Origin of the sequence: Bacillus cereus group sp. MYBKT14-1 (assembly GCF_051915185.1) — a bacterium.
GTDB classification, from domain to species: Bacteria; Bacillota; Bacilli; order Bacillales; family Bacillaceae_G; genus Bacillus_A; species Bacillus_A cereus.
The window spans coordinates 21,145-42,607 of record NZ_JBQAEF010000022.1 but is presented as its reverse complement, the minus strand read 5'-3'; the positions used below and the strand labels follow the sequence as shown (position 1 = coordinate 42,607).

The window sequence follows — 21,463 nt, the reverse complement described above, 5'->3', positions numbered from 1 at the left end:
TTATATTAATGAGTTATCCTTAAGCTTCTTTTACAGTTACAAGGTGAGAAACTTTGTTGATCATACCAAGAATAGCAGGAGTTTCTTCCTTAACTACAGTTGAATTCAACTTTTTAAGACCTAAAGCTTCTACCGTCGCACGTTGATCTTGTGGACGACCAATTACACTACGAGTGAGGGTAATTTCTAACTTTTTCGCCATTTGTTTTCCCTCCTTAACCTAGTAGCTCTTCTACAGATTTACCGCGTAATTTTGCAACATCTTCAGCGCGCTTAAGTTCGCTTAATCCGTTCACAGTAGCGCGAATCATGTTGATTGGTGTGTTAGAACCAAGAGATTTCGAAAGAATATCTTGTACACCAGCTAATTCAAGGACCGCACGAACAGGTCCACCAGCAATAACACCAGTACCCTCAGCAGCAGGTTTTAAGAATACTTCACCAGCGCCAAAATGACCGTTGATTGTGTGTGGAATTGTTGTACCAACTAATGGTACAGCGATTAAGTTTTTCTTAGCGTCTTCGATAGCTTTACGGATTGCGTCTGGTACCTCTTGTGCTTTACCAGTACCGAATCCAACATGACCGTTTTTATCGCCAACTACAACTAGTGCAGCAAAGCGGAAACGACGACCACCCTTAACAACTTTCGCGACACGATTTATCGTAACTACACGTTCTTCAAGTTCTAATTTACTTGGGTCAATGCGATGCATCAATTTTCCCTCCTTTGACCATTAAAATTGTAATCCAGCCTCACGAGCAGCTTCAGCTAGAGCTTTAACACGGCCATGGTATAAGTAACCACCGCGATCAAATACTACTTCTTTAACGCCTTTCTCTACAGCACGCTTAGCAACTGATTCTCCAACTTTCGTAGCAGCTTCAATATTGCTAGTACCGTTAAGAGCAAGGTCTTTATCAAGAGTAGATGCACTTACTAACGTTACACCATTCACATCATCAATAACTTGAGCGTAAATATGTTGGTTAGAACGGAACACGTTTAAACGTGGACGCTCTGCAGTACCAGTAAGTTTAGCACGTACACGTGCATGTCTTTTCTTACGAGTCGCATTTTTATCAGCTTTAGTGATCATTCTTGTCACTCCTTTCTCTCACCTAACGGGTTTACTTAGCAGTTTTACCTTCTTTACGACGAACAACTTCGCCTTCGTAACGAATACCTTTACCTTTGTAAGGCTCAGGAGCACGTACAGCACGGATGTTAGCAGCGAATTCGCCAACACGTTGCTTGTCGATACCTTTAATTACGATCTTAGTTGGTGCAGGTACTTCAACTTCAAGACCTGCTTCCGGAGTCATTTCTACTGGATGAGAATAACCTACGCTTAATACAAGTTTATCACCTTGTTTTTGAGCACGGTAACCAACACCGACTAATTCAAGTCCGCGTGCGAAACCTTCAGTTACACCTTCAACCATGTTTCCGATTAAAGCACGAGTTGTACCGTGTAATGCACGGTGTTCCTTCTGTTCAGATGGACGCTCAACTGTTAATGTATTCTCTTCAATTTTGATAAGCATATCAGCATTGAAAGTACGAGTTAATTCACCTTTAGGGCCTTTTACTGTTACAGTATTGTCTTCTGCAACTGTAATAGTAACACCTGCAGGGATTTCAAGAATCTTTTTACCAATACGAGACATGTGGTCACACCTCCGTTCGTTTTAAATATATATTACCAAACGTATGCTACTACTTCTCCACCAGTTTGTAATTGACGAGCGTCTTTGTCTGTCATTACTCCCTTAGATGTAGAAACAAGAGCGATACCTAATCCGTTAAGTACACGTGGTACTTCGTCAGCTTTAGCGTAAACGCGTAAGCCAGGTTTACTGATACGTTTTAATCCAGTGATTACACGTTCATTGTTTGCACCATATTTCAGGAAAATACGAAGGATACCTTGTTTGTTATCCTCGATGTATTCTACATCACGAATGAAACCTTCACGTTTTAAAAGTTCAGCGATCTCTTTTTTGATTTTAGAAGCAGGAACCTCTAATTTCTCATGACGTACCATGTTCGCATTACGGATGCGAGTAAGCATGTCTGCAATTGGATCTGTCATCACCATGTGTTTTACCTCCTTCCCATTTGTGGGTTTTACCAACTAGCTTTTTTAACACCAGGAATTTGACCTTTATATGCAAGTTCACGGAAACAAATACGGCAAAGTTTAAATTTGCGGTATACAGAATGCGGACGACCGCAGCGTTCGCAACGTGTATACTCTTGTACTTTAAACTTAGGAGTACGCTTTTGTTTCGCTATCATAGATTTTTTAGCCACGTTTTCGCCTCCTCTACTTAGCGTTGGCTTCCATTATTTTTGGAATGGCATACCGAATTGTGTTAAAAGTTCACGAGCTTCTTCATCAGTTTTCGCTGTAGTAACGATTACGATGTCCATACCGCGGACTTTGCTTACTTTATCATAATCAATCTCAGGGAAAATAAGTTGCTCTTTAACACCTAATGTATAGTTTCCACGACCATCGAATGATTTCTTAGAAACACCACGGAAATCACGTACACGTGGTAAAGAAACTGATACTAATTTGTCGAAGAACTCATACATTTGCTCGCCGCGTAAAGTTACTTTCGCACCGATTGGCATACCTTCACGAAGACGGAAACCAGCGATTGATTTTTTAGCACGAGTTACAACAGGTTTTTGACCTGTGATTTGTGTTAATTCTTCTACTGCGTTGTCTAACGCTTTTGAGTTAGATACCGCGTCACCAACACCAGTGTTGATTACGATCTTTTCGATTTTTGGTACCTGCATTACAGATTTATAGTTAAACTTGCTCACTAGAGCAGGAGTAATTTCCTTTTGGAACTTCTCTTTAAGGCGATTCAATGAAGTGACCTCCTTTCTTAAGAAAATTATTTATCTAATAATTCACCAGATTTTTTTGCAATACGAACTTTTTTACCATCTTCTACTTTGAAGCCTACGCGAGTAGGTTCACCTGTTTTCGGATCTAAAATCATAACGTTAGAAACGTGAATAGGTGCTTCTTTAGTAATAATTCCACCTTGTGGATTTAATTGAGATGGCTTAGAGTGCTTCTTAACGATATTGACACCCTCAACGATAACACGGTTTTGCTTTGGGAAAGCCACAAGGATAACGCCTTGTTTTCCTTTGTCTTTACCAGTGATTACCTGTACTTTATCACCTTTTTTTACATGCATCTTAATTCTGCACCTCCTTAGCAAGGCAATACCTTAAATTATAGAACTTCTGGAGCTAAAGAAACGATCTTCATGAAGTTGCTATCACGTAATTCACGAGCTACTGGTCCGAAGATACGAGTACCACGTGGGCTCTTATCGTCTTTAATGATAACCGCTGCGTTTTCATCAAATTTGATGTAAGAACCGTCCGGACGACGAGCTCCGCTCTTCGTACGTACTACTACTGCTTTAACAACGTCACCTTTTTTAACAACGCCACCTGGTGTTGCTTGTTTTACCGTAGCAACGATAATGTCACCAATGTTAGCATATTTACGACCAGAGCCGCCTAATACTTTAATTGTTAAAAGTTCACGTGCACCAGAGTTGTCAGCAACTTTCAAACGAGATTCTTGTTGGATCATGTTATGAAACCTCCCTTCGGACTAAAAATTCCGATTCGTCTATTTAGATAATAACCGCTTCTTCAACGATTTCAACTAAACGGAAACGCTTAGTAGCAGAAAGCGGGCGAGTTTCCATGATTTTAACGATATCGCCAAGTTTCGCTTGGTTTTGCTCATCATGGGCTTTGTACTTCTTAGAATACTTAACACGTTTTCCGTACAAGGAATGAGTTTTGTAAGTTTCAACTAAAACTGTAATCGTTTTGTCCATTTTGTCAGACACTACACGACCAGTATAAACTTTGCGTTGGTTACGTTCGCTCACTATGCAAACCTCCCCTCAATTTATCGATTAATTCCGATCTCTCTTTCACGAACTACAGTTTTCATACGAGCAATTGCTTTACGCACTTCACGAATGCGAGTTGGATTCTCTAATTGTCCTGTAGCAAGTTGGAAGCGAAGATTAAACAACTCTTCCTTTAAAGCTTTAACTTTTGTTTCGATTTCGGCAGTGGTTAATTCACGAATATCATTAGTTTTCATTAGATTCACCACCATTTTCTTCACGTTTTACGAATTTACATTTCACAGGTAACTTGTGAGCTGCAAGACGTAATGCTTCGCGTGCTACCTCTTCAGATACACCCGCGATTTCGAACATAATTTTCCCAGGTTTTACTACTGCTACCCAGCCTTCTGGTGCCCCTTTACCGGAACCCATACGTACTTCTAGAGGTTTTGCAGTGTAAGGTTTAGAAGGGAAAATTTTAATCCATACTTTACCGCCACGTTTCATGTAACGAGTCATTGCACGACGAGCAGCTTCGATTTGACGGTTTGTAATCCATGAAGCAGCTTGTGCTTGTAAACCGAATTCACCGAAAGCAATTTCAGTTCCACCTTTAGCACGACCACGCATTTTACCACGATGCTCTCTACGATATTTTACGCGTTTTGGCATTAACATATTATTTTCCTCCTTCCTCAGAAGCTTTCTTTTTTGTAGGAAGGACTTCTCCACGGTAGATCCATACTTTTACGCCTAATTTACCGTATGTTGTATCAGCTTCAACTGCTGCATAGTCAATATCAGCGCGAAGTGTATGAAGTGGAACAGTTCCTTCACTGTAAGATTCTGCACGAGCGATATCAGCTCCGCCAAGACGACCAGAAACCTGTGTTTTAATACCTTTAGCACCTGCACGCATAGCACGTTGAATAACTTGCTTTTGTGCACGACGGAATGATACACGGTTTTCTAATTGACGAGCGATGTTTTCGCCTACTAATTTAGCGTTAAGATCAGCTCTCTTAACTTCTAAAATGTTGATGTGTACACGCTTGCCTGTTAATTGGTTAAGAGCTTTACGAAGTGCTTCAACTTCAGTACCACCTTTACCAATTACCATACCAGGTTTTGCAGTGTGAATTGTAACATTTACACGATTTGCTGCACGTTCGATTTCTACTTTAGCAACAGCAGAATCTTTTAAGCGTACATTAATGTACTCACGGATTTTGATGTCTTCATGTAATAATGTAGCGTAATCTTTCTCAGCGAACCAACGAGATTCCCAGTCACGGATAACGCCGACACGAAGACCAATTGGATTAACCTTTTGACCCATCGATTATCCCTCCTTCTTTTCTGATACCACAACTGTGATGTGGCTTGTGCGTTTGTTAATTTGGCTTGCACGACCCATTGCACGTGGACGGAAACGTTTTAACGTTGGACCTTCGTCAACGAAAACTTTTTCTACAACTAGGTTGTTAATGTCCATCTCATAATTGTGCTCTGCATTTGCGATTGCAGATTTTAAAACTTTTTCTACAACTGGAGAAGCAGTTTTTGGTGTGTGGTTAAGGATAGCAATCGCTTCACCCACTTGCTTACCTCGGATTAAGTCTACTACTAAACGAACTTTACGAGGAGCAATACGAACTGTTCTCGCTACTGCTTTAGCTTGCATTGAAGTGCCTCCTCTCATTATCTTCTAGTTTTCTTATCGTCAGCAAGGTGACCTTTGTACGTACGAGTTGGTGCGAATTCACCTAACTTATGGCCAACCATATCCTCAGTGATGTACACAGGTACGTGTTTACGACCATCATATACAGCGATTGTGTGTCCGATGAACTGAGGGAAGATTGTTGAACGGCGAGACCAAGTTTTAACAACTTGTTTTTGCTCAGATGCAACTAATTTTTCCATTTTGCTCATTAAGTGATCATCGACAAATGGTCCTTTTTTTAAGCTACGAGCCATTTTGGTGCCTCCCTTCGTGATTGGCGTACGGTTCTAGAAATGAACCGTACTACAATCCCATTATTTTTTACGACGACGAACGATAAATTTGTCAGACGCTTTGTTTTTCTTACGAGTCTTGAATCCAAGAGTTGGTTTACCCCATGGAGACATTGGAGACTTACGTCCGATTGGAGAACGTCCTTCACCACCACCGTGTGGGTGATCAACAGGGTTCATTACAGAACCACGAACTGTTGGGCGTTTACCTAACCAGCGAGAGCGACCTGCTTTACCGATTTTGATAAGTTCGTGTTGTTCGTTACCTACTTGACCGATTGAAGCGCGACAAGCAGATAATACAAGACGTACTTCACCAGAAGTTAAACGTACAAGTACGTATTTACCTTCTTTACCAAGTACTTGAGCAGATGTACCAGCAGAACGAACTAATTGTCCGCCACGACCAGGCTTAAGCTCGATGTTATGAACAACAGTACCTACTGGAATGTTGATTAATGGTAATGCGTTACCGATTTTAATGTCAGCTTCTGGGCCAGACATAACTTCCATACCTACTTCTAAAGATTTAGGAGCAAGAATGTAACGTTTTTCACCGTCAACGTAGTTAATTAATGCGATATTCGCAGAGCGGTTTGGATCGTATTCGATCGTAGCAACGCGTCCTGGAATTCCATCTTTGTTACGCTTAAAGTCGATGATACGGTATTGACGCTTATGTCCGCCACCTTGATGACGTACAGTGATTTTACCTTGGTTATTACGACCAGCCTTCTTGCTTAAAGGAGCAAGTAATGACTTTTCGGGTCTATCAGTCGTGATTTCAGCGAAATCATTCGTAGTCATATTACGACGACCGTTAGTAGTTGGATTATACTTTTTGATTCCCATCTCAATTTCCCTCCTTCTTTAGTAAGAATTAAACGCCTTGGAAGATTTCGATTTCTTTGCTGTCAGCAGTTAGCTTAACGATTGCTTTACGACGACGGCTAGTAAAACCAGCGTGACGACCAACGCGTTTTGCTTTCGGCTTGTAGTTCATGATGTTCACTTTTTCTACTTTAACACCAAAGATCGCTTCAAGAGCATCTTTAACTTCTGTTTTATTAGATTTAACGTCCACATCGAACGTGTATTTTTTTTCAGCCATCATTTCCATAGAACGTTCAGTGATAACTGGGCGCTTAATGATATCACGAGGATCTCTCATTATGCAAGCACCTCCTCTACTTTTTCCACTGCCGCTTTTGTCATGATTAGCTTATCATGATGAAGCACGTCTAAAACGTTTACGCCATCAGCAGTGATTACTGTTACTCCAGGGATATTGCGAGCAGATAACTCTACAGATTCGTTTGCATCAGCAGTTACGATAAGAGCTTTCTTCTCAACAGTTAATCCTTTAAGTACTGCTAGCATGTCTTTTGTTTTTGGTGCATTTAACACTAGGTCTTCAAGAACTACAATGTTGTTCTCAACTACTTTAGTAGCTAATGCAGATTTGATTGCTAAACGACGAACTTTCTTAGGAAGTTTGTACGCATAGCTTCTTGGTGTAGGTCCGAATACCGTACCACCACCACGCCATTGAGGAGAGCGGATAGACCCTTGACGAGCACGTCCAGTTCCTTTTTGACGCCATGGTTTACGACCACCACCGCGAACTTCAGAGCGAGTTTTTACTTTGTGTGTACCTTGACGTAAAGATGCACGTTGCATCATTACAGCTTCGAAAAGTACAGCTTCATTTGGTTCGATACCGAAAATAGCTTCAGCTAATTCGATTTCACCAACCTGTGAACCAGTTTGGTTATATACAGTAACTTTTGGCATTGGAATTCCTCCTTCCTATTGTGAATTATTTGCTAACCTTCACAGCGCCTTGAACAACTACAAGAGATTTCTTAGCACCTGGAACGTTACCTTTTACTAGTAATAAGTTGCGCTCAGTGTCAACTTGAACGATTTCTAAGTTTTGGATAGTAACTTGGTCTCCACCCATACGTCCAGCAAGTTTTTTGCCTTTGAATACACGGTTCGGAGCAACTGGGCCCATTGAACCTGGACGACGGTGATAGCGAGAACCATGAGACATAGGTCCGCGAGATTGTCCGTGGCGTTTGATAACACCTTGGAAACCTTTACCTTTAGAAATTCCTGTTACATCAACGATTTCACCTGTAGCGAATACGTCAACTTTTACCTCTTGACCAACCTCTAATCCGTCCACGTCTGCATCGCGGATTTCGCGAATGAAGCGCTTAGGAGTTGTAGATGCTTTAGCAGTGTGGCCTTGTTCAGGTTTGTTAGTTAACTTTTCACGTTTATCTTCAAATCCTAACTGGATTGCATTGTAGCCATCAGTTTCAGTTGTTTTCTTTTGAAGAACAACGTTTGGATTAGCAGCGATAACTGTTACTGGGATTAACTCACCGTTCTCAGCAAATACTTGAGTCATACCGATCTTTCTTCCTAAGATTCCTTTGGTCATGAGTTACACCTCCTACATTTTTAAGTTATATAAATTATAGTTTGATTTCGATATCTACACCAGATGGTAAGTCTAAACGCATTAATGAATCTACTGTTTGTGGAGTAGGACTCACGATGTCGATTAGACGTTTGTGCGTGCGCATTTCGAATTGCTCACGAGAATCTTTGTACTTATGAACAGCACGAAGAATTGTGTAAACAGTTTTTTCAGTTGGTAATGGGATCGGACCAGAAACTGTTGCCCCAGAACGCTTAGCTGTTTCTACAATTTTCTCAGCTGACTGATCAAGAATACGGTGATCGTAAGCTTTTAAACGGATACGAATTTTTTCTTTTGCCATTATTTTCCCTCCTTCGTTCGCCTATTTCTAAAATAGACCTTCTCCATGGAAATTTCCCCACACCATGCCATGGCAAAGCGGCCGGGTGTGTCAGCAACCTTCCACTTCATCGCAGTCAAAGACCAACATTGTCTATTATACAATGTTATTCGTCTAGATGCAAGCATCTTTTTGTTTGCATCTGCTTTTCTCTACTTTTGCTATTATACATGGCACTTTAAAGAATTTCAAGTTTTCATCTAACAGAATTCATTTTACAGTTTCTGGATTATCTTTTGTCGTTTTTATAATACTATAGAAGAAACTCGTCAAAACAAAAAACACCCTCTGCTTCCTTATATAAACGCAAACAAAAAACCTAAGGGAAAATCCCTTAGGTTTTTTTATATCAGTTAAGATTACTCAACGATAGTAGCAACTACACCGTAACCTACTGTACGTCCACCTTCACGAATAGAGAATTTAGTTCCCTCTTCGATAGCGATTGGAGCGATAAGTTCGATAGTCATTTCGATGTTGTCACCAGGCATTACCATTTCAGTACCTTCTGGTAATTGGATGATACCAGTTACGTCAGTTGTACGGAAGTAGAACTGAGGACGGTAGTTAGCGAAGAATGGAGTGTGACGTCCACCTTCTTCTTTAGATAATACGAAAACTTCAGCTTTGAATTTAGCGTGAGCTTTTACAGAACCGCTTTTTGCAAGTACTTGTCCACGTTGGATGTCTTCACGAGCAACCCCACGAAGTAAAGCACCGATGTTGTCTCCAGCTTGAGCTTGGTCAAGAAGTTTACGGAACATCTCTACACCAGTTACAGTTGTAGAAGCATTTTCTTCAGCAAGACCGATGATTTCTACTACGTCACCAACTTTAACGATACCGCGCTCAACACGACCAGTAGCAACTGTACCACGACCTGTGATAGAGAATACGTCCTCTACAGGCATTAAGAATGGTTTGTCAGTTTCACGTTCTGGAGTTGGGATGTAAGCATCAACTTCAGCCATTAATTCAATGATTTTTGCTTCCCAATCAGCTTCTCCTTGAAGAGCTTTAAGAGCAGAACCTTTGATTACAGGAATGTCGTCGCCTGGGAATCCGTATTCAGATAATAGGTCGCGAACTTCCATTTCTACTAATTCTAATAATTCTTCGTCATCTACCATGTCGCATTTGTTTAAGAATACAACGATGTAAGGAACACCTACTTGACGAGAAAGAAGGATGTGCTCACGTGTTTGAGGCATTGGGCCATCAGCAGCAGATACTACTAAGATACCGCCGTCCATTTGAGCAGCACCAGTGATCATGTTTTTAACATAGTCAGCGTGACCTGGGCAGTCAACGTGTGCATAGTGACGAGTTTCAGTTTCGTACTCAACGTGTGCAGTTGAGATTGTGATACCGCGCTCTCTTTCTTCTGGAGCAGCATCGATTTGATCGTATCCGCGTGCTTCAGCACCACCAGCTTTTGCAAGAACTGTAGTGATCGCAGCAGTTAATGTAGTTTTACCATGGTCAACGTGGCCGATTGTACCGATGTTAACATGGGGTTTAGAACGTTCGAATTTAGCTTTAGCCATTCTAAATTCCTCCTTAGTTTATATAGGTTATTTTATATTTAGACTAGAAAGTGAAACTTACGTCCCACTTTCTAAGCTTACATAAGTAGTTATACTTGAACAATCGATAAAAATCAATTATTCACCTTTATTTTTTTTGATAATTTCTTCAGAAACAGACTTTGGTACTTCTTCATAGTGGTCAAACACCATAGAGAATGTTCCGCGTCCTTGAGTGTTAGAACGTAATGACGTTGCATAACCGAACATTTCAGAAAGTGGAACCATAGCGCGAACAACTTGTGCGTTACCGCGAGCTTCCATACCTTCTACACGTCCACGACGAGATGTTACGTCACCCATAATGTCACCCATGTACTCTTCAGGAATTACAACTTCAACTTTCATCATTGGCTCAAGAATTACTGGGTTACATTTAGAAACCGCAGCTTTAAGTGCCATAGATGCAGCGATTTTGAACGCCATCTCAGATGAATCGACATCATGGTAAGATCCGTCAACTAATGCAGCTTTAATGTCAACTAGTGGATAACCAGCTAGTACACCATTTTTAAGTGCATCTTCAAGACCTGCTCCAACAGCTGGGATGTATTCACGAGGAACTACACCACCGACGATCTTGTTTTCGAATTCGAATCCTTTACCTTCTTCGTTAGGTTCAAACTCAATCCAAACGTGACCGAATTGTCCACGACCACCAGATTGACGAGCGAACTTACCTTCAACTTTCGCAGCAGCGCGGAAAGTCTCACGGTATGCTACCTGAGGAGCACCAACGTTTGCTTCCACTTTGAATTCACGGCGCATACGGTCAACGATGATATCAAGGTGAAGTTCACCCATACCAGCGATGATAGTTTGGCCAGTTTCTTGGTCAGTGTGAGCACGGAATGTTGGATCTTCTTCAGAAAGCTTAGATAATGCTGTACCCATTTTATCTTGGTCAGCTTTAGATTTTGGTTCGATAGCTACAGAGATAACTGGCTCTGGGAATTCCATAGACTCAAGGATAACAAGGCTCTTCTCGTCACAAAGAGTATCACCAGTAGTAGTATCTTTTAAACCTACAGCAGCAGCGATATCACCAGCGTAAACTGTTGAAATCTCTTCACGGCTGTTAGCGTGCATTTGTAGGATACGACCTACACGCTCACGCTTACCTTTAGTTGAGTTTTTCACGTATGATCCAGAGTTTAACACACCAGAGTACACACGGAAGAACGTTAACTTACCAACATAAGGGTCAGTCATGATTTTGAATGCTAAAGCTGCGAATGGTTCTTCATCGCTAGACTTACGTTCTACTTCTTCATCTGTATCCGGTAGAGTACCTTTAATAGCAGGTACATCTAGTGGAGATGGAAGGTAGTCGATAACTGCGTCTAACAGAATTTGAACACCTTTGTTTTTGAATGCAGAACCACAGATTACTGGGAAGAATTCTACAGAAGTTGTAGCCTTACGGATACCAGCTTTAAGCTCTTCTACAGTGATTTCTTCACCTTCTAGGTACTTCATCATCATTTCTTCATCAAGCTCAGCTACCGCTTCAATAAGTTTTCCACGGTATTCTTCAGCTAATTCTTTGTGCTCTTCAGGAATTTCAACACGTTGAATGTCTGTTCCTAAATCGTTACCGTACATGTAAGCACACTCTTCAACAAGGTCAATGATACCATTGAACTCATCTTCAGCACCGATTGGTAACTGAATTGGATGTGCGTTTGCTTGTAAACGATCGTGGATTGTTCCTACAGAGTATAAGAAATCTGCACCGATCTTATCCATTTTGTTAACGAATACGATACGAGGTACGCCGTAAGTAGTAGCCTGACGCCAAACAGTTTCTGTTTGTGGTTCTACACCAGATTGCGCATCAAGTACTGCTACAGCGCCATCAAGTACGCGTAAAGAACGTTCTACTTCTACTGTGAAATCTACGTGTCCTGGAGTATCAATGATGTTTACACGATGACCTTTCCATTGTGCTGTAGTTGCAGCAGAAGTAATTGTGATACCACGCTCTTGCTCTTGCTCCATCCAGTCCATCTGAGATGCACCTTCGTGAGTTTCACCGATTTTATGAATACGTCCTGTGTAGTACAGAATACGCTCAGTTGCTGTTGTTTTACCAGCATCGATGTGAGCCATGATACCAATATTACGAGTGTTTTCTAAAGAGAACTCTCTTGCCATTTGGTGTCTTGCTCCTTCCATATATGGATTGGATTTTTTTATTTTAAGTAGCAAAAAAGCCACTTTATATTGTTACACATGTCAGTATGTCCAGTACTCTCATTATGTAAAACGAGCGCCCGATGAAAGGGAGAGGCATTCTCCCTCTCCACACTTCCATAAGCGACAAATAAAGCGGTTTATGCTTACATTTATTTTACGTTGAATCCTACCAACGGTAATGAGCAAATGCTTTGTTAGCTTCTGCCATTTTATGAGTGTCTTCACGTTTCTTAACAGATGCACCAGCGTTGTTAGCTGCATCTAAGATTTCGTTAGCAAGACGCTCTTCCATAGTTTTTTCACCACGAAGACGAGCGTAGTTTACTAACCAACGAAGACCTAAAGTTGTACGGCGTTCTGGACGAACCTCAACTGGAACTTGGTAGTTAGCACCACCAACACGACGAGCGCGTACTTCAAGAACAGGCATGATGTTCTTAAGAGCTTGCTCGAATACTTCCATTGGCTCTTTACCAGTACGTTCGTTTACGATATCGAACGCATTATAAAGAATTGTTTGAGATTTACCTTTTTTACCGTCAACCATCATTTTGTTGATAAGGCGTGTTACTAGCTTCGAATTGTACATTGGATCTGGTAACACGTCACGTTTCGCAACAGGTCCTTTACGAGGCATATTGAGTTCCTCCTTTCATTTTAAAGTTATTATTTTTTAGCAGGTTTTGGTCTCTTAGTACCATATTTAGAACGTCCTTGCATACGTTTGTCAACACCAGCTGTGTCAAGCGCACCACGAACGATGTGGTAACGTACCCCCGGTAAATCCTTTACACGACCACCGCGAATTAATACTACGCTATGCTCTTGTAGGTTATGACCGATACCTGGGATGTAAGCTGTAACCTCGATACCGTTTGTTAAACGTACACGAGCGTATTTACGTAACGCTGAGTTAGGTTTCTTTGGAGTCATTGTACCAACACGAGTACATACACCACGTTTTTGAGGTGCAGAGATATCAGTTGATTTTTTCTTTAAAGAGTTAAAACCTTTGTTTAACGCAGGTGATTTAGATTTCCATACTTTATCAGTACGACCATTTCTCACTAATTGGTTAATAGTAGGCATTTGATTATCCTCCCTTCGCATGTTTGTATGACCACATATCCAGGTGGTTCATTATTAGTTGAAAACAAAGTTTTTGCAAGGAAGAGCAAATGCTCTCTCCTCACAAAAACAGTTTTAACTTATTATTCCTATTGCTGAAGCTCCCACTTGAATCCCCGAAGCTTTACCAAGCTTACGAACTGATTCAACTTTTGTTATGGGCACGTTATATTGCATTGCAACACGAATGATAGCATGGGTTAACCGCATGTCAGCATCCTCTGCGATGACAACTTCTTTAACTGTACCATTTTTGATTGCCTCCAATGTGCGTTTATGACCAACGACTACATTTTCAGCAGTTGATACTTTTTGATAAGACATATAAATATCCTCCAAAGCATCGTTCAGGAGCAACCTTGATTATAGTAACATTTTGACTCATACAATGTCAACTAAGATTAATTGTTTTTATACAAAATTTATGCCGGAAAATTTTACTGTTCCACATAAACCTCATCGTTTTCTACATTCATGTCATCTTGTGTTGTTTTTACAAGATCCACTTTGCGATAACGATTCATACCTGTTCCAGCAGGAACAAGTTTACCGATAATAACATTTTCTTTTAATCCTAGAAGTTCATCGCGTTTACCCTTAATTGCTGCATCAGTTAAGACACGAGTTGTTTCTTGGAACGATGCTGCAGATAAGAATGAATCTGTTTCAAGTGAAGCTTTTGTAATACCAAGTAGAACAGGTCTAGCTGTTGCTGGTTGCTTACCTTGCAGTAAGACCTTAGCATTCGCATCAGTGAACTGATGGATATCTAGTAATGTTCCTGGTAATACATCTGTTTCACCTGCATCACTTACACGAACTTTACGTAACATTTGACGTACCATTACTTCTACGTGTTTGTCACCAATTTCTACCCCTTGCATACGGTATACTTTTTGAACTTCACGTAATAAGTATTCTTGAACCGCCGTAATGTCCGTTACTTTTAGTAATTCTTTCGGATCAATAGAACCTTCTGTTAACTCTTTACCGTGGCTAATTGGCTGTCCTGGAGTTACTTTCAGACGAGCACCGTAAGGAATAGCATACGTACGAGCTTCAACTTCACCCTGTACAACTACTTCTTGGCGATCTTTAACGTCGTTGATCGCTGCGATAACACCGTCGATTTCACTGATAACTGCCTGACCTTTCGGATTACGAGCTTCGAAGATCTCTTGGATACGAGGTAAACCTTGAGTAATATCATCTCCGGCAACCCCACCTGTATGGAATGTACGCATCGTTAACTGTGTACCTGGCTCACCGATAGATTGAGCTGCGATAATACCTACCGCTTCTCCTACTTCTACGTCTGTTCCAGTTGCTAAGTTACGACCGTAACACTTCTTACATACACCGTGGCGAGTGTTACACGTAAACGCTGAACGAATGTTTACAGTTTCAACACCCGAATTTTCAACGATATGAGCGATATCTTCAGTAATTAATTGATTTTCAGCAACTAATACTTCACCTGTTTCAGGATGTTTTACAGTTTTTCTTGCAAAACGTCCAACAAGACGATCATATAATGACTCGATAACTTCATTACCCTCTTTAATCGCACCAATTAATAAACCGCGATCTGTTCCACAATCATCTTCACGAACGATTACATCTTGTGCAACGTCAACAAGACGACGTGTTAAGTAACCAGAATCGGCAGTTTTAAGTGCTGTATCGGCAAGACCTTTACGCGCACCATGCGTAGAGATGAAGTACTCAAGTACTGTTAAACCTTCACGGAAACTCGATTTGATTGGAAGTTCGATGATACGACCAGATGGATTGGCCATAAGACCACGCATACCAGCAAGCTGAGTAAAGTTAGATGCGTTACCACGGGCACCTGAGTCACTCATCATGAAGATTGGGTTGCGTTTATTCAAGGATTTCATCAGTTTTCCTTGGATAACATCTTTTGCATTACTCCAAATAGAGATAACGCGATCGTAACGTTCTTCTTCCGTGATTAAACCGCGACGGAATTGTTTAATTACATTATCTACTTTTGCTTGTGCTTCGTGGAGAATTTCATCTTTTTCGCCTAATACAAGAATGTCAGATACCCCAACTGTAATACCAGCTTTTGTAGAGTACTTGAATCCTAAGTTTTTCATACGGTCAAGCATGCGAGACGTTTCTGTAATTTGGAAACGTTTGAACACTTCCGCAATGATGTTACCAAGGATCTTCTTGCTAAATGGCGCCACTTCTTCGCGACTAGCAATAATTTCTTTAATGTTCGCACCTTTTTCAACGAAATATTTCGCTGGTGTTTCTTTTTCAAGGTTTGAATTTGTTGGTTCATTAATATAAGGGAACGACTCTGGTAAGATTTCGTTAAATATTAATTTACCAACTGTTGTTAATAGAAGCATACTCTTTTGCTCTTCAGTAAATGTTGCGTTGTTTACTGCACTTGCAGCTACTGCAACACGTGTATGAAGATGAACATATCCATTTTGATATGCAAGCAATGCTTCATTTGCATCTTTGAAGACCATACCTTCACCGATTGCACCTTCACGCTCAAGTGTTAAGTAATAGTTACCTAATACCATATCCTGAGATGGAGTAACAACTGGTTTACCGTCTTTCGGGTTCAAGATGTTTTGTGCCGCTAACATAAGAAGACGAGCTTCAGCTTGAGCTTCTGATGATAAAGGTACGTGAACGGCCATTTGGTCACCGTCAAAGTCCGCGTTGTATGCAGTACATACAAGTGGGTGAAGACGGATTGCGCGACCTTCTACTAATGTAGGTTCAAACGCCTGGATACCAAGACGGTGAAGTGTTGGTGCGCGGTTTAGAAGTACTGGATGTTCTTTAATCACAGATTCTAAAACGTCCCAAACTTCAGGTTGTACACGCTCGATTTTACGTTTCGCACTCTTAATGTTATGTGCTAATCCTTTTTCAACTAACTCTTTCATTACGAAAGGTTTGAACAGTTCAAGCGCCATTTCTTTTGGTAATCCACATTGATACATCTTTAAGTTCGGTCCTACAACGATTACAGAACGACCAGAGTAGTCAACACGTTTACCTAATAAGTTTTGACGGAAACGTCCTTGTTTACCTTTAAGCATGTGAGATAGTGATTTTAATGGACGGTTACCTGGCCCAGTAACTGGACGGCCACGACGACCATTATCGATTAATGCGTCTACAGCTTCTTGTAACATACGTTTTTCGTTTTGAACGATGATGCTTGGTGCACCTAAGTCCAATAGACGTTTTAAACGGTTGTTACGGTTAATTACACGACGGTATAAGTCGTTTAAGTCAGAAGTAGCAAAACGTCCACCGTCTAACTGTACCATTGGGCGTAGTTCTGGTGGGATTACTGGTAGAACATCTAAGATCATCCAAGACGGTTCATTTCCAGAGTTACGGAATGCTTCTAATACTTCTAGACGTTTAATAGCACGAGTACGGCGTTGTCCTTGTGCTGTTTTTAATTCTTCTTTTAAGAAGTCTACTTCTTTATCTAAATCGATGTCTTGTAGTAGCTTTTTAATTGCTTCTGCACCCATAGCAGCTTGGAATGTGCTACCATATCGATCACGATATGCACGGTATTCTTTTTCAGAAAGTAATTGCTTCTTATCAAGTGGTGTATCTCCACTTTCTGTTACAACATAAGAAGCGAAATAAATTACTTCTTCAAGCGCGCGAGGGGACATGTCTAAGACAAGTCCCATGCGGCTCGGGATACCTTTGAAATACCAAATATGAGATACAGGAGCAGCTAATTCGATATGACCCATACGTTCACGACGTACTTTTGCACGCGTTACTTCAACGCCACATCGATCACAAACTACACCTTTATAACGTACACGTTTGTATTTTCCGCAATGACATTCCCAGTCCTTTTGTGGTCCGAAAATACGCTCACAGAACAAGCCATCTTTTTCAGGCTTTAACGTACGATAGTTAATAGTTTCTGGTTTCTTAACTTCACCGTATGACCAAGAACGAATCTTGTCAGGTGAAGCAAGTCCAATCTTCATATATTCAAAGTTATTTACATCTATCAAGGGGCCTACCTCCCTTTTAGTCTACAGGTTATCCCAATTATTCCTTAGTTGTCTCAACTTCGACATTCAATTTATCTGCTGATTGATGATCATCGTCATCTTCTGTATCACGCATTTCAATTTCTGTATCGTCGCTAGACATCATTTTAACGTCCATACCTAAACTTTGCAGCTCTTTAATCAATACTTTGAATGATTCAGGAACGCCTGGTTCTGGAACATTTTCGCCTTTAACAATTGCTTCATAAGTCTTAACACGTCCAACAACATCATCAGACTTCACTGTTAAGATTTCTTGAAGAGTATAAGCAGCACCGTAAGCTTCAAGTGCCCAAACCTCCATCTCACCGAAACGCTGTCCACCGAACTGAGCTTTACCTCCAAGAGGTTGCTGCGTTACAAGTGAGTATGGTCCAGTAGAACGAGCATGAAGTTTATCGTCAACCATGTGCGCAAGTTTGATCATATACATGACACCAACAGATACGCGGTTATCGAATGGTTCACCAGTACGTCCGTCATACAGGATTGTTTTCGCGTCATTTGCCATACCAGCTTCTTCAATTGTGCCCCAAACATCTTCCTCACGAGCACCATCGAATACTGGTGTTGCAATGTGAATGCCAAGGTATCTTGCTGCCATACCAAGATGAAGCTCTAATACCTGACCGATATTCATACGAGATGGTACCCCTAATGGGTTTAACATGATATCGATTGGCGTACCGTCTGGTAGGTAAGGCATATCTTCTTCTGGTAAAATACGAGAAATAACACCTTTGTTACCGTGACGTCCGGCCATCTTGTCACCTTCAGAAATTTTACGTTTTTGAACGATATATGCACGTACAAGTTGATTCACGCCTGGTGGCAATTCATCGCCATCTTCACGGTTGAATACTTTTACGTCTAAGATAATACCGCCACCACCGTGTGGTACACGTAGTGATGTATCACGTACTTCACGCGCTTTTTCTCCAAAGATAGCATGTAATAGACGTTCTTCAGCTGTTAATTCTGTTACACCTTTAGGTGTTACTTTACCAACAAGTAAATCTCCATCTTTTACTTCAGCACCAACGCGAATGATACCGCGCTCGTCAAGGTTACGTAATGCGTCTTCCCCAACGTTTGGAATGTCACGTGTAATTTCTTCTGGTCCAAGCTTCGTATCACGAGCTTCTGATTCATATTCTTCAATATGAATAGAAGTGTACACATCATCTTTTACAAGGCGCTCACTCATGATGATCGCATCCTCGTAGTTATAACCGTCCCAAGTCATGAAGCCAACAAGCACGTTACGTCCAAGTGCTAGTTCACCTAATTCCATAGAAGGACCATCCGCAAGGATTTCACCTTTTACAACTTCATTTCCAACACTTACGATTGGACGTTGGTTGTAACAAGTTCCTTGGTTAGAACGAATGAATTTTTGCATTTTGTAGCGATCTAAGTCGCCTTTTACTGTTTGACCGTCAACTTCTACATAGCGACGTACCCAAACTTCACGTGCTTCTACGCGCTCAACAATACCAGGATGTTTACAGATTACTGCAGCACCTGAGTCTTTTGCTGATACGTACTCCATACCTGTACCTACAATCGGAGATTCCGGATTCATTAACGGAACCGCCTGACGTTGCATGTTCGCTCCCATAAGTGCGCGGTTAGAGTCATCGTTTTCTAAGAACGGAATACAAGCTGTCGCTGCCGACACTACTTGTTTTGGAGATACATCCATGTAGTCGATGCGTTCTCTATTTGTGACAATGTTTTCACCACGGAAACGAGCTACGATATCTTCACTTAGGAATTCACCTTCGTCAGATAATTTCATATTCGCTTGGGCTACAACATAGTTATCTTCTTCATCTGCCGTTAAGTAATCAACATGCCCTGTTACAAGACCAGTTTCTGGGTCAACACGACGGTATGGTGTTTCAATGAAACCAAACTCATTTACTTTCGCGAACGAAGATAATGAGTTAATCAAACCGATGTTTGGTCCCTCTGGTGTTTCAATCGGACACATACGACCGTAGTGAGAGTAATGAACGTCACGCACTTCAAAGCCTGCGCGCTCACGCGTTAAACCACCAGGTCCTAATGCAGATAGTCTTCGTTTGTGAGTTAACTCTGCTAATGGGTTTGTTTGGTCCATAAACTGAGATAACTGAGAACTTCCGAAGAACTCTTTAATAGATGCAATAACAGGACGAATATTAATTAGTGCCTGCGGTGTAATTGCATTTGTATCTTGGATCGACATTCTCTCACGAACAACACGTTCCATACGAGAAAGACCGATACGGAATTGATTTTGTAACAGTTCTCCAACAGAACGCAGACGACGGTTTCCTAAATGGTCAATATCATCTGTATCCCCTACTTTGTATAGTAGGTTGAAGAAGTGACTGATAGAAGCAAGGATATCACCTGGTGTGATGTGTTTCACATCACGAGTAATGTTTGCATTACCAATTACATTAATTACGCGTTCGCCTTCCGACTCAGGAGCATAAATCTTAATAGATTGCAGCTCAACATCGCCTTCTACCACTCCACCCATTGGTTTCGCTGTTTTGAATCCAATGTTTTTCTCTAAGTAAGGTAAAATGCGATCAAGTGTACGACGATCTAAGATTGTTCCTTCTGCCGCTAAAATTTCACCAGTTTCTGGATCCACTAATGTTTCAGCTAAACGTTGATTAAACAATCTGTTTTTAATGTGTAACTTCTTGTTGATCTTATAGCGACCTACATTTGCTAAATCGTAGCGCTTTGGATCAAAGAAACGAGACACAAGTAAGCTCTTAGCGTTTTCTACTGTTGGTGGTTCACCAGGACGTAGACGCTCATAAATTTCAAGCAATGCTTTTTCTGTGCTATCTGTGTTGTCTTTTTCTAATGTGTTGCTTAAGTATTCGTTATCACCTAAAAGCTCGGTGATTTCTTGATCAGAGCCAAACCCTAATGCGCGTAACAAAACAGTTACAGGAAGTTTACGCGTACGGTCAATACGCACATATACAACATCCTTAGCATCTGTCTCATACTCTAACCAAGCTCCGCGGTTTGGAATTACAGTAGCAGTAAAACCACGTTTTCCGTTTTTATCCACTTTGCCACTATAGTATACGCTTGGAGAGCGAACTAACTGGGAAACGATAACACGTTCTGCACCGTTAATTACGAATGTTCCAGTCTCTGTCATGAGTGGGAAATCTCCCATGAACACATCTTGTTCTTTTACTTCACCAGTTTCCTTGTTGATTAGACGCACTTTTACACGAAGTGGTGCTGCATACGTCACATCACGCTCTTTGCATTCGTCTACAGAGTATTTAGGTTCACCTAAGCTGTAGTCGATAAATTCAAGCGATAGATTTCCCGTAAAGTCTTCAATCGGAGAAATGTCTTGGAACATTTCTCGCAAACCCTCATCAAGAAACCACTGATAAGAAGAGGTTTGAATTTCGATAAGATTTGGTAACTCTAATACTTCACTAATACGGGCATAACTTCTTCGTTGGCGGTGGCGTCCGTATTGAACTAGTTGACCTGTCAACTGCTTCACCCCTCAAATCATGAGTATTATAAATGCACAAAAAAATTTGTGCAAAATCACAAATAAATACAACTACTGCTATTAGCGTAGTCTCTTTCTCTTAAAGATAAATACGTTGAGTCTTTCTACCTGCTCAAAAAAGAAAAATGGCTTCTATAAGAAAACCAT

General features: G+C 41.0%; 27 protein-coding genes. All 27 read right to left on the bottom strand.

Annotation, left to right across the window (positions count from 1 at the left end; all coding sequences use genetic code 11):
- Positions 1 to 19: 19 nt before the first annotated feature.
- The 27 genes from rpmD to rpoB all read right to left on the bottom strand — a co-directional run bounded on the left by rpmD (position 20) and on the right by rpoB (position 21,295).
- Complete coding sequence (gene rpmD, locus ACTFO4_RS27770; protein WP_001085234.1) at positions 20 to 202, bottom strand: 50S ribosomal protein L30; 183 nt, start codon at positions 200 to 202, stop codon at positions 20 to 22.
- A 13-nt stretch (positions 203 to 215) separates the two neighbouring features.
- Entirely contained in the window at positions 216 to 716 is a 501-nt protein-coding gene (gene rpsE / locus ACTFO4_RS27765; RefSeq protein ID WP_000554646.1) for a 30S ribosomal protein S5, read from the bottom strand.
- 21 nt (positions 717 to 737) lie between these two features.
- Complete coding sequence (gene rplR, locus ACTFO4_RS27760; RefSeq protein WP_000628816.1) at positions 738 to 1,100, bottom strand: 50S ribosomal protein L18; 363 nt, start codon at positions 1,098 to 1,100, stop codon at positions 738 to 740.
- Positions 1,101 to 1,131: 31 nt separating this feature from the next.
- Positions 1,132 to 1,671, bottom strand: a complete 540-nt coding sequence (gene rplF / locus ACTFO4_RS27755) for a 50S ribosomal protein L6 (RefSeq protein ID WP_000086558.1) — start codon at positions 1,669 to 1,671, stop codon at positions 1,132 to 1,134.
- Between the two features lie 32 nt (positions 1,672 to 1,703).
- Positions 1,704 to 2,102 carry a 30S ribosomal protein S8 gene (gene rpsH, locus ACTFO4_RS27750; protein ID WP_000245511.1) on the bottom strand — a complete coding sequence of 133 codons (399 nt, stop codon included), beginning with the start codon at positions 2,100 to 2,102 and terminating at the stop codon, positions 1,704 to 1,706.
- Between the two features lie 29 nt (positions 2,103 to 2,131).
- Complete coding sequence (gene rpsN, locus ACTFO4_RS27745; protein ID WP_001085700.1) at positions 2,132 to 2,317, bottom strand: 30S ribosomal protein S14; 186 nt, start codon at positions 2,315 to 2,317, stop codon at positions 2,132 to 2,134.
- 33 nt (positions 2,318 to 2,350) lie between these two features.
- Positions 2,351 to 2,890, bottom strand: a complete 540-nt coding sequence (gene rplE / locus ACTFO4_RS27740; protein WP_001080831.1) for a 50S ribosomal protein L5 — start codon at positions 2,888 to 2,890, stop codon at positions 2,351 to 2,353.
- Between the two features lie 26 nt (positions 2,891 to 2,916).
- Positions 2,917 to 3,228, bottom strand: a complete 312-nt coding sequence (rplX, locus tag ACTFO4_RS27735) for a 50S ribosomal protein L24 (RefSeq protein WP_000558200.1) — start codon at positions 3,226 to 3,228, stop codon at positions 2,917 to 2,919.
- Positions 3,229 to 3,266: 38 nt separating this feature from the next.
- On the bottom strand, positions 3,267 to 3,635 hold the full coding sequence (gene rplN, locus ACTFO4_RS27730) for a 50S ribosomal protein L14 (protein WP_000615912.1): 369 nt from the start codon (positions 3,633 to 3,635) through the stop codon (positions 3,267 to 3,269).
- Positions 3,636 to 3,678: 43 nt separating this feature from the next.
- The gene (gene rpsQ / locus ACTFO4_RS27725) at positions 3,679 to 3,942 is read right to left on the bottom strand and encodes a 30S ribosomal protein S17 (RefSeq protein WP_000004106.1); all 264 of its coding nucleotides are present in this window, start codon (positions 3,940 to 3,942) and stop codon (positions 3,679 to 3,681) included.
- Between the two features lie 20 nt (positions 3,943 to 3,962).
- Positions 3,963 to 4,163: a 50S ribosomal protein L29 gene (gene rpmC / locus ACTFO4_RS27720; protein ID WP_000855718.1), complete on the bottom strand. Its 201-nt coding sequence runs from the start codon at positions 4,161 to 4,163 to the stop codon at positions 3,963 to 3,965.
- The gene (rplP, locus tag ACTFO4_RS27715; RefSeq protein ID WP_000928969.1) at positions 4,153 to 4,587 is read right to left on the bottom strand and encodes a 50S ribosomal protein L16; all 435 of its coding nucleotides are present in this window, start codon (positions 4,585 to 4,587) and stop codon (positions 4,153 to 4,155) included. Before rplP ends, rpmC begins: the two co-directional genes overlap by 11 nt.
- 1 nt (position 4,588) lies before the next feature.
- On the bottom strand, positions 4,589 to 5,248 hold the full coding sequence (rpsC, locus tag ACTFO4_RS27710) for a 30S ribosomal protein S3 (protein WP_000529956.1): 660 nt from the start codon (positions 5,246 to 5,248) through the stop codon (positions 4,589 to 4,591).
- Positions 5,249 to 5,251: 3 nt separating this feature from the next.
- Positions 5,252 to 5,593: a 50S ribosomal protein L22 gene (gene rplV, locus ACTFO4_RS27705; RefSeq protein WP_001148024.1), complete on the bottom strand. Its 342-nt coding sequence runs from the start codon at positions 5,591 to 5,593 to the stop codon at positions 5,252 to 5,254.
- A 17-nt stretch (positions 5,594 to 5,610) separates the two neighbouring features.
- Positions 5,611 to 5,889, bottom strand: coding sequence for a 30S ribosomal protein S19 (rpsS, locus tag ACTFO4_RS27700; protein WP_000124454.1), 279 nt, complete (start codon positions 5,887 to 5,889; stop codon positions 5,611 to 5,613).
- Positions 5,890 to 5,949: 60 nt separating this feature from the next.
- Positions 5,950 to 6,780 carry a 50S ribosomal protein L2 gene (gene rplB / locus ACTFO4_RS27695; protein ID WP_000511583.1) on the bottom strand — a complete coding sequence of 277 codons (831 nt, stop codon included), beginning with the start codon at positions 6,778 to 6,780 and terminating at the stop codon, positions 5,950 to 5,952.
- Between the two features lie 28 nt (positions 6,781 to 6,808).
- The gene (gene rplW, locus ACTFO4_RS27690; RefSeq protein ID WP_001205558.1) at positions 6,809 to 7,099 is read right to left on the bottom strand and encodes a 50S ribosomal protein L23; all 291 of its coding nucleotides are present in this window, start codon (positions 7,097 to 7,099) and stop codon (positions 6,809 to 6,811) included.
- Positions 7,099 to 7,722: a 50S ribosomal protein L4 gene (rplD, locus tag ACTFO4_RS27685; protein ID WP_001127258.1), complete on the bottom strand. Its 624-nt coding sequence runs from the start codon at positions 7,720 to 7,722 to the stop codon at positions 7,099 to 7,101. The genes rplW and rplD overlap by 1 nt, the downstream gene beginning before the upstream one ends.
- Before the next feature lie 25 nt (positions 7,723 to 7,747).
- On the bottom strand, positions 7,748 to 8,380 hold the full coding sequence (gene rplC, locus ACTFO4_RS27680) for a 50S ribosomal protein L3 (RefSeq protein WP_000160207.1): 633 nt from the start codon (positions 8,378 to 8,380) through the stop codon (positions 7,748 to 7,750).
- 34 nt (positions 8,381 to 8,414) lie between these two features.
- Positions 8,415 to 8,723, bottom strand: a complete 309-nt coding sequence (gene rpsJ / locus ACTFO4_RS27675; RefSeq protein ID WP_001040596.1) for a 30S ribosomal protein S10 — start codon at positions 8,721 to 8,723, stop codon at positions 8,415 to 8,417.
- Positions 8,724 to 9,121: 398 nt separating this feature from the next.
- Positions 9,122 to 10,309, bottom strand: coding sequence for an elongation factor Tu (gene tuf, locus ACTFO4_RS27670; protein ID WP_001029614.1), 1,188 nt, complete (start codon positions 10,307 to 10,309; stop codon positions 9,122 to 9,124).
- 117 nt (positions 10,310 to 10,426) lie between these two features.
- Positions 10,427 to 12,505 (bottom strand): elongation factor G, encoded by a 2,079-nt coding sequence (gene fusA, locus ACTFO4_RS27665; RefSeq protein ID WP_000090369.1) that lies wholly within the window; start codon positions 12,503 to 12,505, stop codon positions 10,427 to 10,429.
- A 208-nt stretch (positions 12,506 to 12,713) separates the two neighbouring features.
- Entirely contained in the window at positions 12,714 to 13,184 is a 471-nt protein-coding gene (gene rpsG, locus ACTFO4_RS27660) for a 30S ribosomal protein S7 (protein WP_001137491.1), read from the bottom strand.
- 29 nt (positions 13,185 to 13,213) lie between these two features.
- Entirely contained in the window at positions 13,214 to 13,636 is a 423-nt protein-coding gene (gene rpsL, locus ACTFO4_RS27655; RefSeq protein ID WP_001142341.1) for a 30S ribosomal protein S12, read from the bottom strand.
- Positions 13,637 to 13,750: 114 nt separating this feature from the next.
- Positions 13,751 to 13,999: a 50S ribosomal protein L7ae-like protein gene (locus ACTFO4_RS27650; RefSeq protein ID WP_000121837.1), complete on the bottom strand. Its 249-nt coding sequence runs from the start codon at positions 13,997 to 13,999 to the stop codon at positions 13,751 to 13,753.
- Positions 14,000 to 14,112: 113 nt separating this feature from the next.
- Entirely contained in the window at positions 14,113 to 17,724 is a 3,612-nt protein-coding gene (gene rpoC, locus ACTFO4_RS27645; RefSeq protein WP_000567939.1) for a DNA-directed RNA polymerase subunit beta', read from the bottom strand.
- A gap of 37 nt (positions 17,725 to 17,761) precedes the next feature.
- On the bottom strand, positions 17,762 to 21,295 hold the full coding sequence (gene rpoB, locus ACTFO4_RS27640) for a DNA-directed RNA polymerase subunit beta (protein ID WP_440014552.1): 3,534 nt from the start codon (positions 21,293 to 21,295) through the stop codon (positions 17,762 to 17,764).
- Positions 21,296 to 21,463 lie beyond the last annotated feature (168 nt).

Bases quoted from the DNA above. Each gene is read 5' to 3' on its own strand.
- rplP (WP_000928969.1), bottom strand. From the start codon at position 4,587: ATGTTAATGCCAAAACGCGTAAAATATCGTAGAGAGCATCGTGGTAAA.
- rplR (WP_000628816.1), bottom strand. From the start codon at position 1,100: ATGATCACTAAAGCTGATAAAAATGCGACTCGTAAGAAAAGACATGCA.
- rpsE (WP_000554646.1), bottom strand. From the start codon at position 716: ATGCATCGCATTGACCCAAGTAAATTAGAACTTGAAGAACGTGTAGTT.
- rpmC (WP_000855718.1), bottom strand. From the start codon at position 4,163: ATGAAAACTAATGATATTCGTGAATTAACCACTGCCGAAATCGAAACA.
- rpsH (WP_000245511.1), bottom strand. From the start codon at position 2,102: ATGGTGATGACAGATCCAATTGCAGACATGCTTACTCGCATCCGTAAT.
- rplB (WP_000511583.1), bottom strand. From the start codon at position 6,780: ATGGGAATCAAAAAGTATAATCCAACTACTAACGGTCGTCGTAATATG.
- rpmD (WP_001085234.1), bottom strand. From the start codon at position 202: ATGGCGAAAAAGTTAGAAATTACCCTCACTCGTAGTGTAATTGGTCGT.
- rpsL (WP_001142341.1), bottom strand. From the start codon at position 13,636: ATGCCTACTATTAACCAATTAGTGAGAAATGGTCGTACTGATAAAGTA.
- rplC (WP_000160207.1), bottom strand. From the start codon at position 8,380: ATGACCAAAGGAATCTTAGGAAGAAAGATCGGTATGACTCAAGTATTT.
- rpsS (WP_000124454.1), bottom strand. From the start codon at position 5,889: ATGGCTCGTAGCTTAAAAAAAGGACCATTTGTCGATGATCACTTAATG.
- ACTFO4_RS27650 (WP_000121837.1), bottom strand. From the start codon at position 13,999: ATGTCTTATCAAAAAGTATCAACTGCTGAAAATGTAGTCGTTGGTCAT.
- rplF (WP_000086558.1), bottom strand. From the start codon at position 1,671: ATGTCTCGTATTGGTAAAAAGATTCTTGAAATCCCTGCAGGTGTTACT.
- fusA (WP_000090369.1), bottom strand. From the start codon at position 12,505: ATGGCAAGAGAGTTCTCTTTAGAAAACACTCGTAATATTGGTATCATG.
- rplV (WP_001148024.1), bottom strand. From the start codon at position 5,593: ATGCAAGCTAAAGCAGTAGCGAGAACAGTTCGTATTGCTCCTCGTAAA.
- rplD (WP_001127258.1), bottom strand. From the start codon at position 7,722: ATGCCAAAAGTTACTGTATATAACCAAACTGGTTCACAGGTTGGTGAA.
- rpsJ (WP_001040596.1), bottom strand. From the start codon at position 8,723: ATGGCAAAAGAAAAAATTCGTATCCGTTTAAAAGCTTACGATCACCGT.
- tuf (WP_001029614.1), bottom strand. From the start codon at position 10,309: ATGGCTAAAGCTAAATTCGAACGTTCTAAACCCCATGTTAACATCGGT.
- rplW (WP_001205558.1), bottom strand. From the start codon at position 7,099: ATGAGAGATCCTCGTGATATCATTAAGCGCCCAGTTATCACTGAACGT.
- rpsG (WP_001137491.1), bottom strand. From the start codon at position 13,184: ATGCCTCGTAAAGGACCTGTTGCGAAACGTGACGTGTTACCAGATCCA.
- rpsC (WP_000529956.1), bottom strand. From the start codon at position 5,248: ATGGGTCAAAAGGTTAATCCAATTGGTCTTCGTGTCGGCGTTATCCGT.
- rplX (WP_000558200.1), bottom strand. From the start codon at position 3,228: ATGCATGTAAAAAAAGGTGATAAAGTACAGGTAATCACTGGTAAAGAC.
- rplN (WP_000615912.1), bottom strand. From the start codon at position 3,635: ATGATCCAACAAGAATCTCGTTTGAAAGTTGCTGACAACTCTGGTGCA.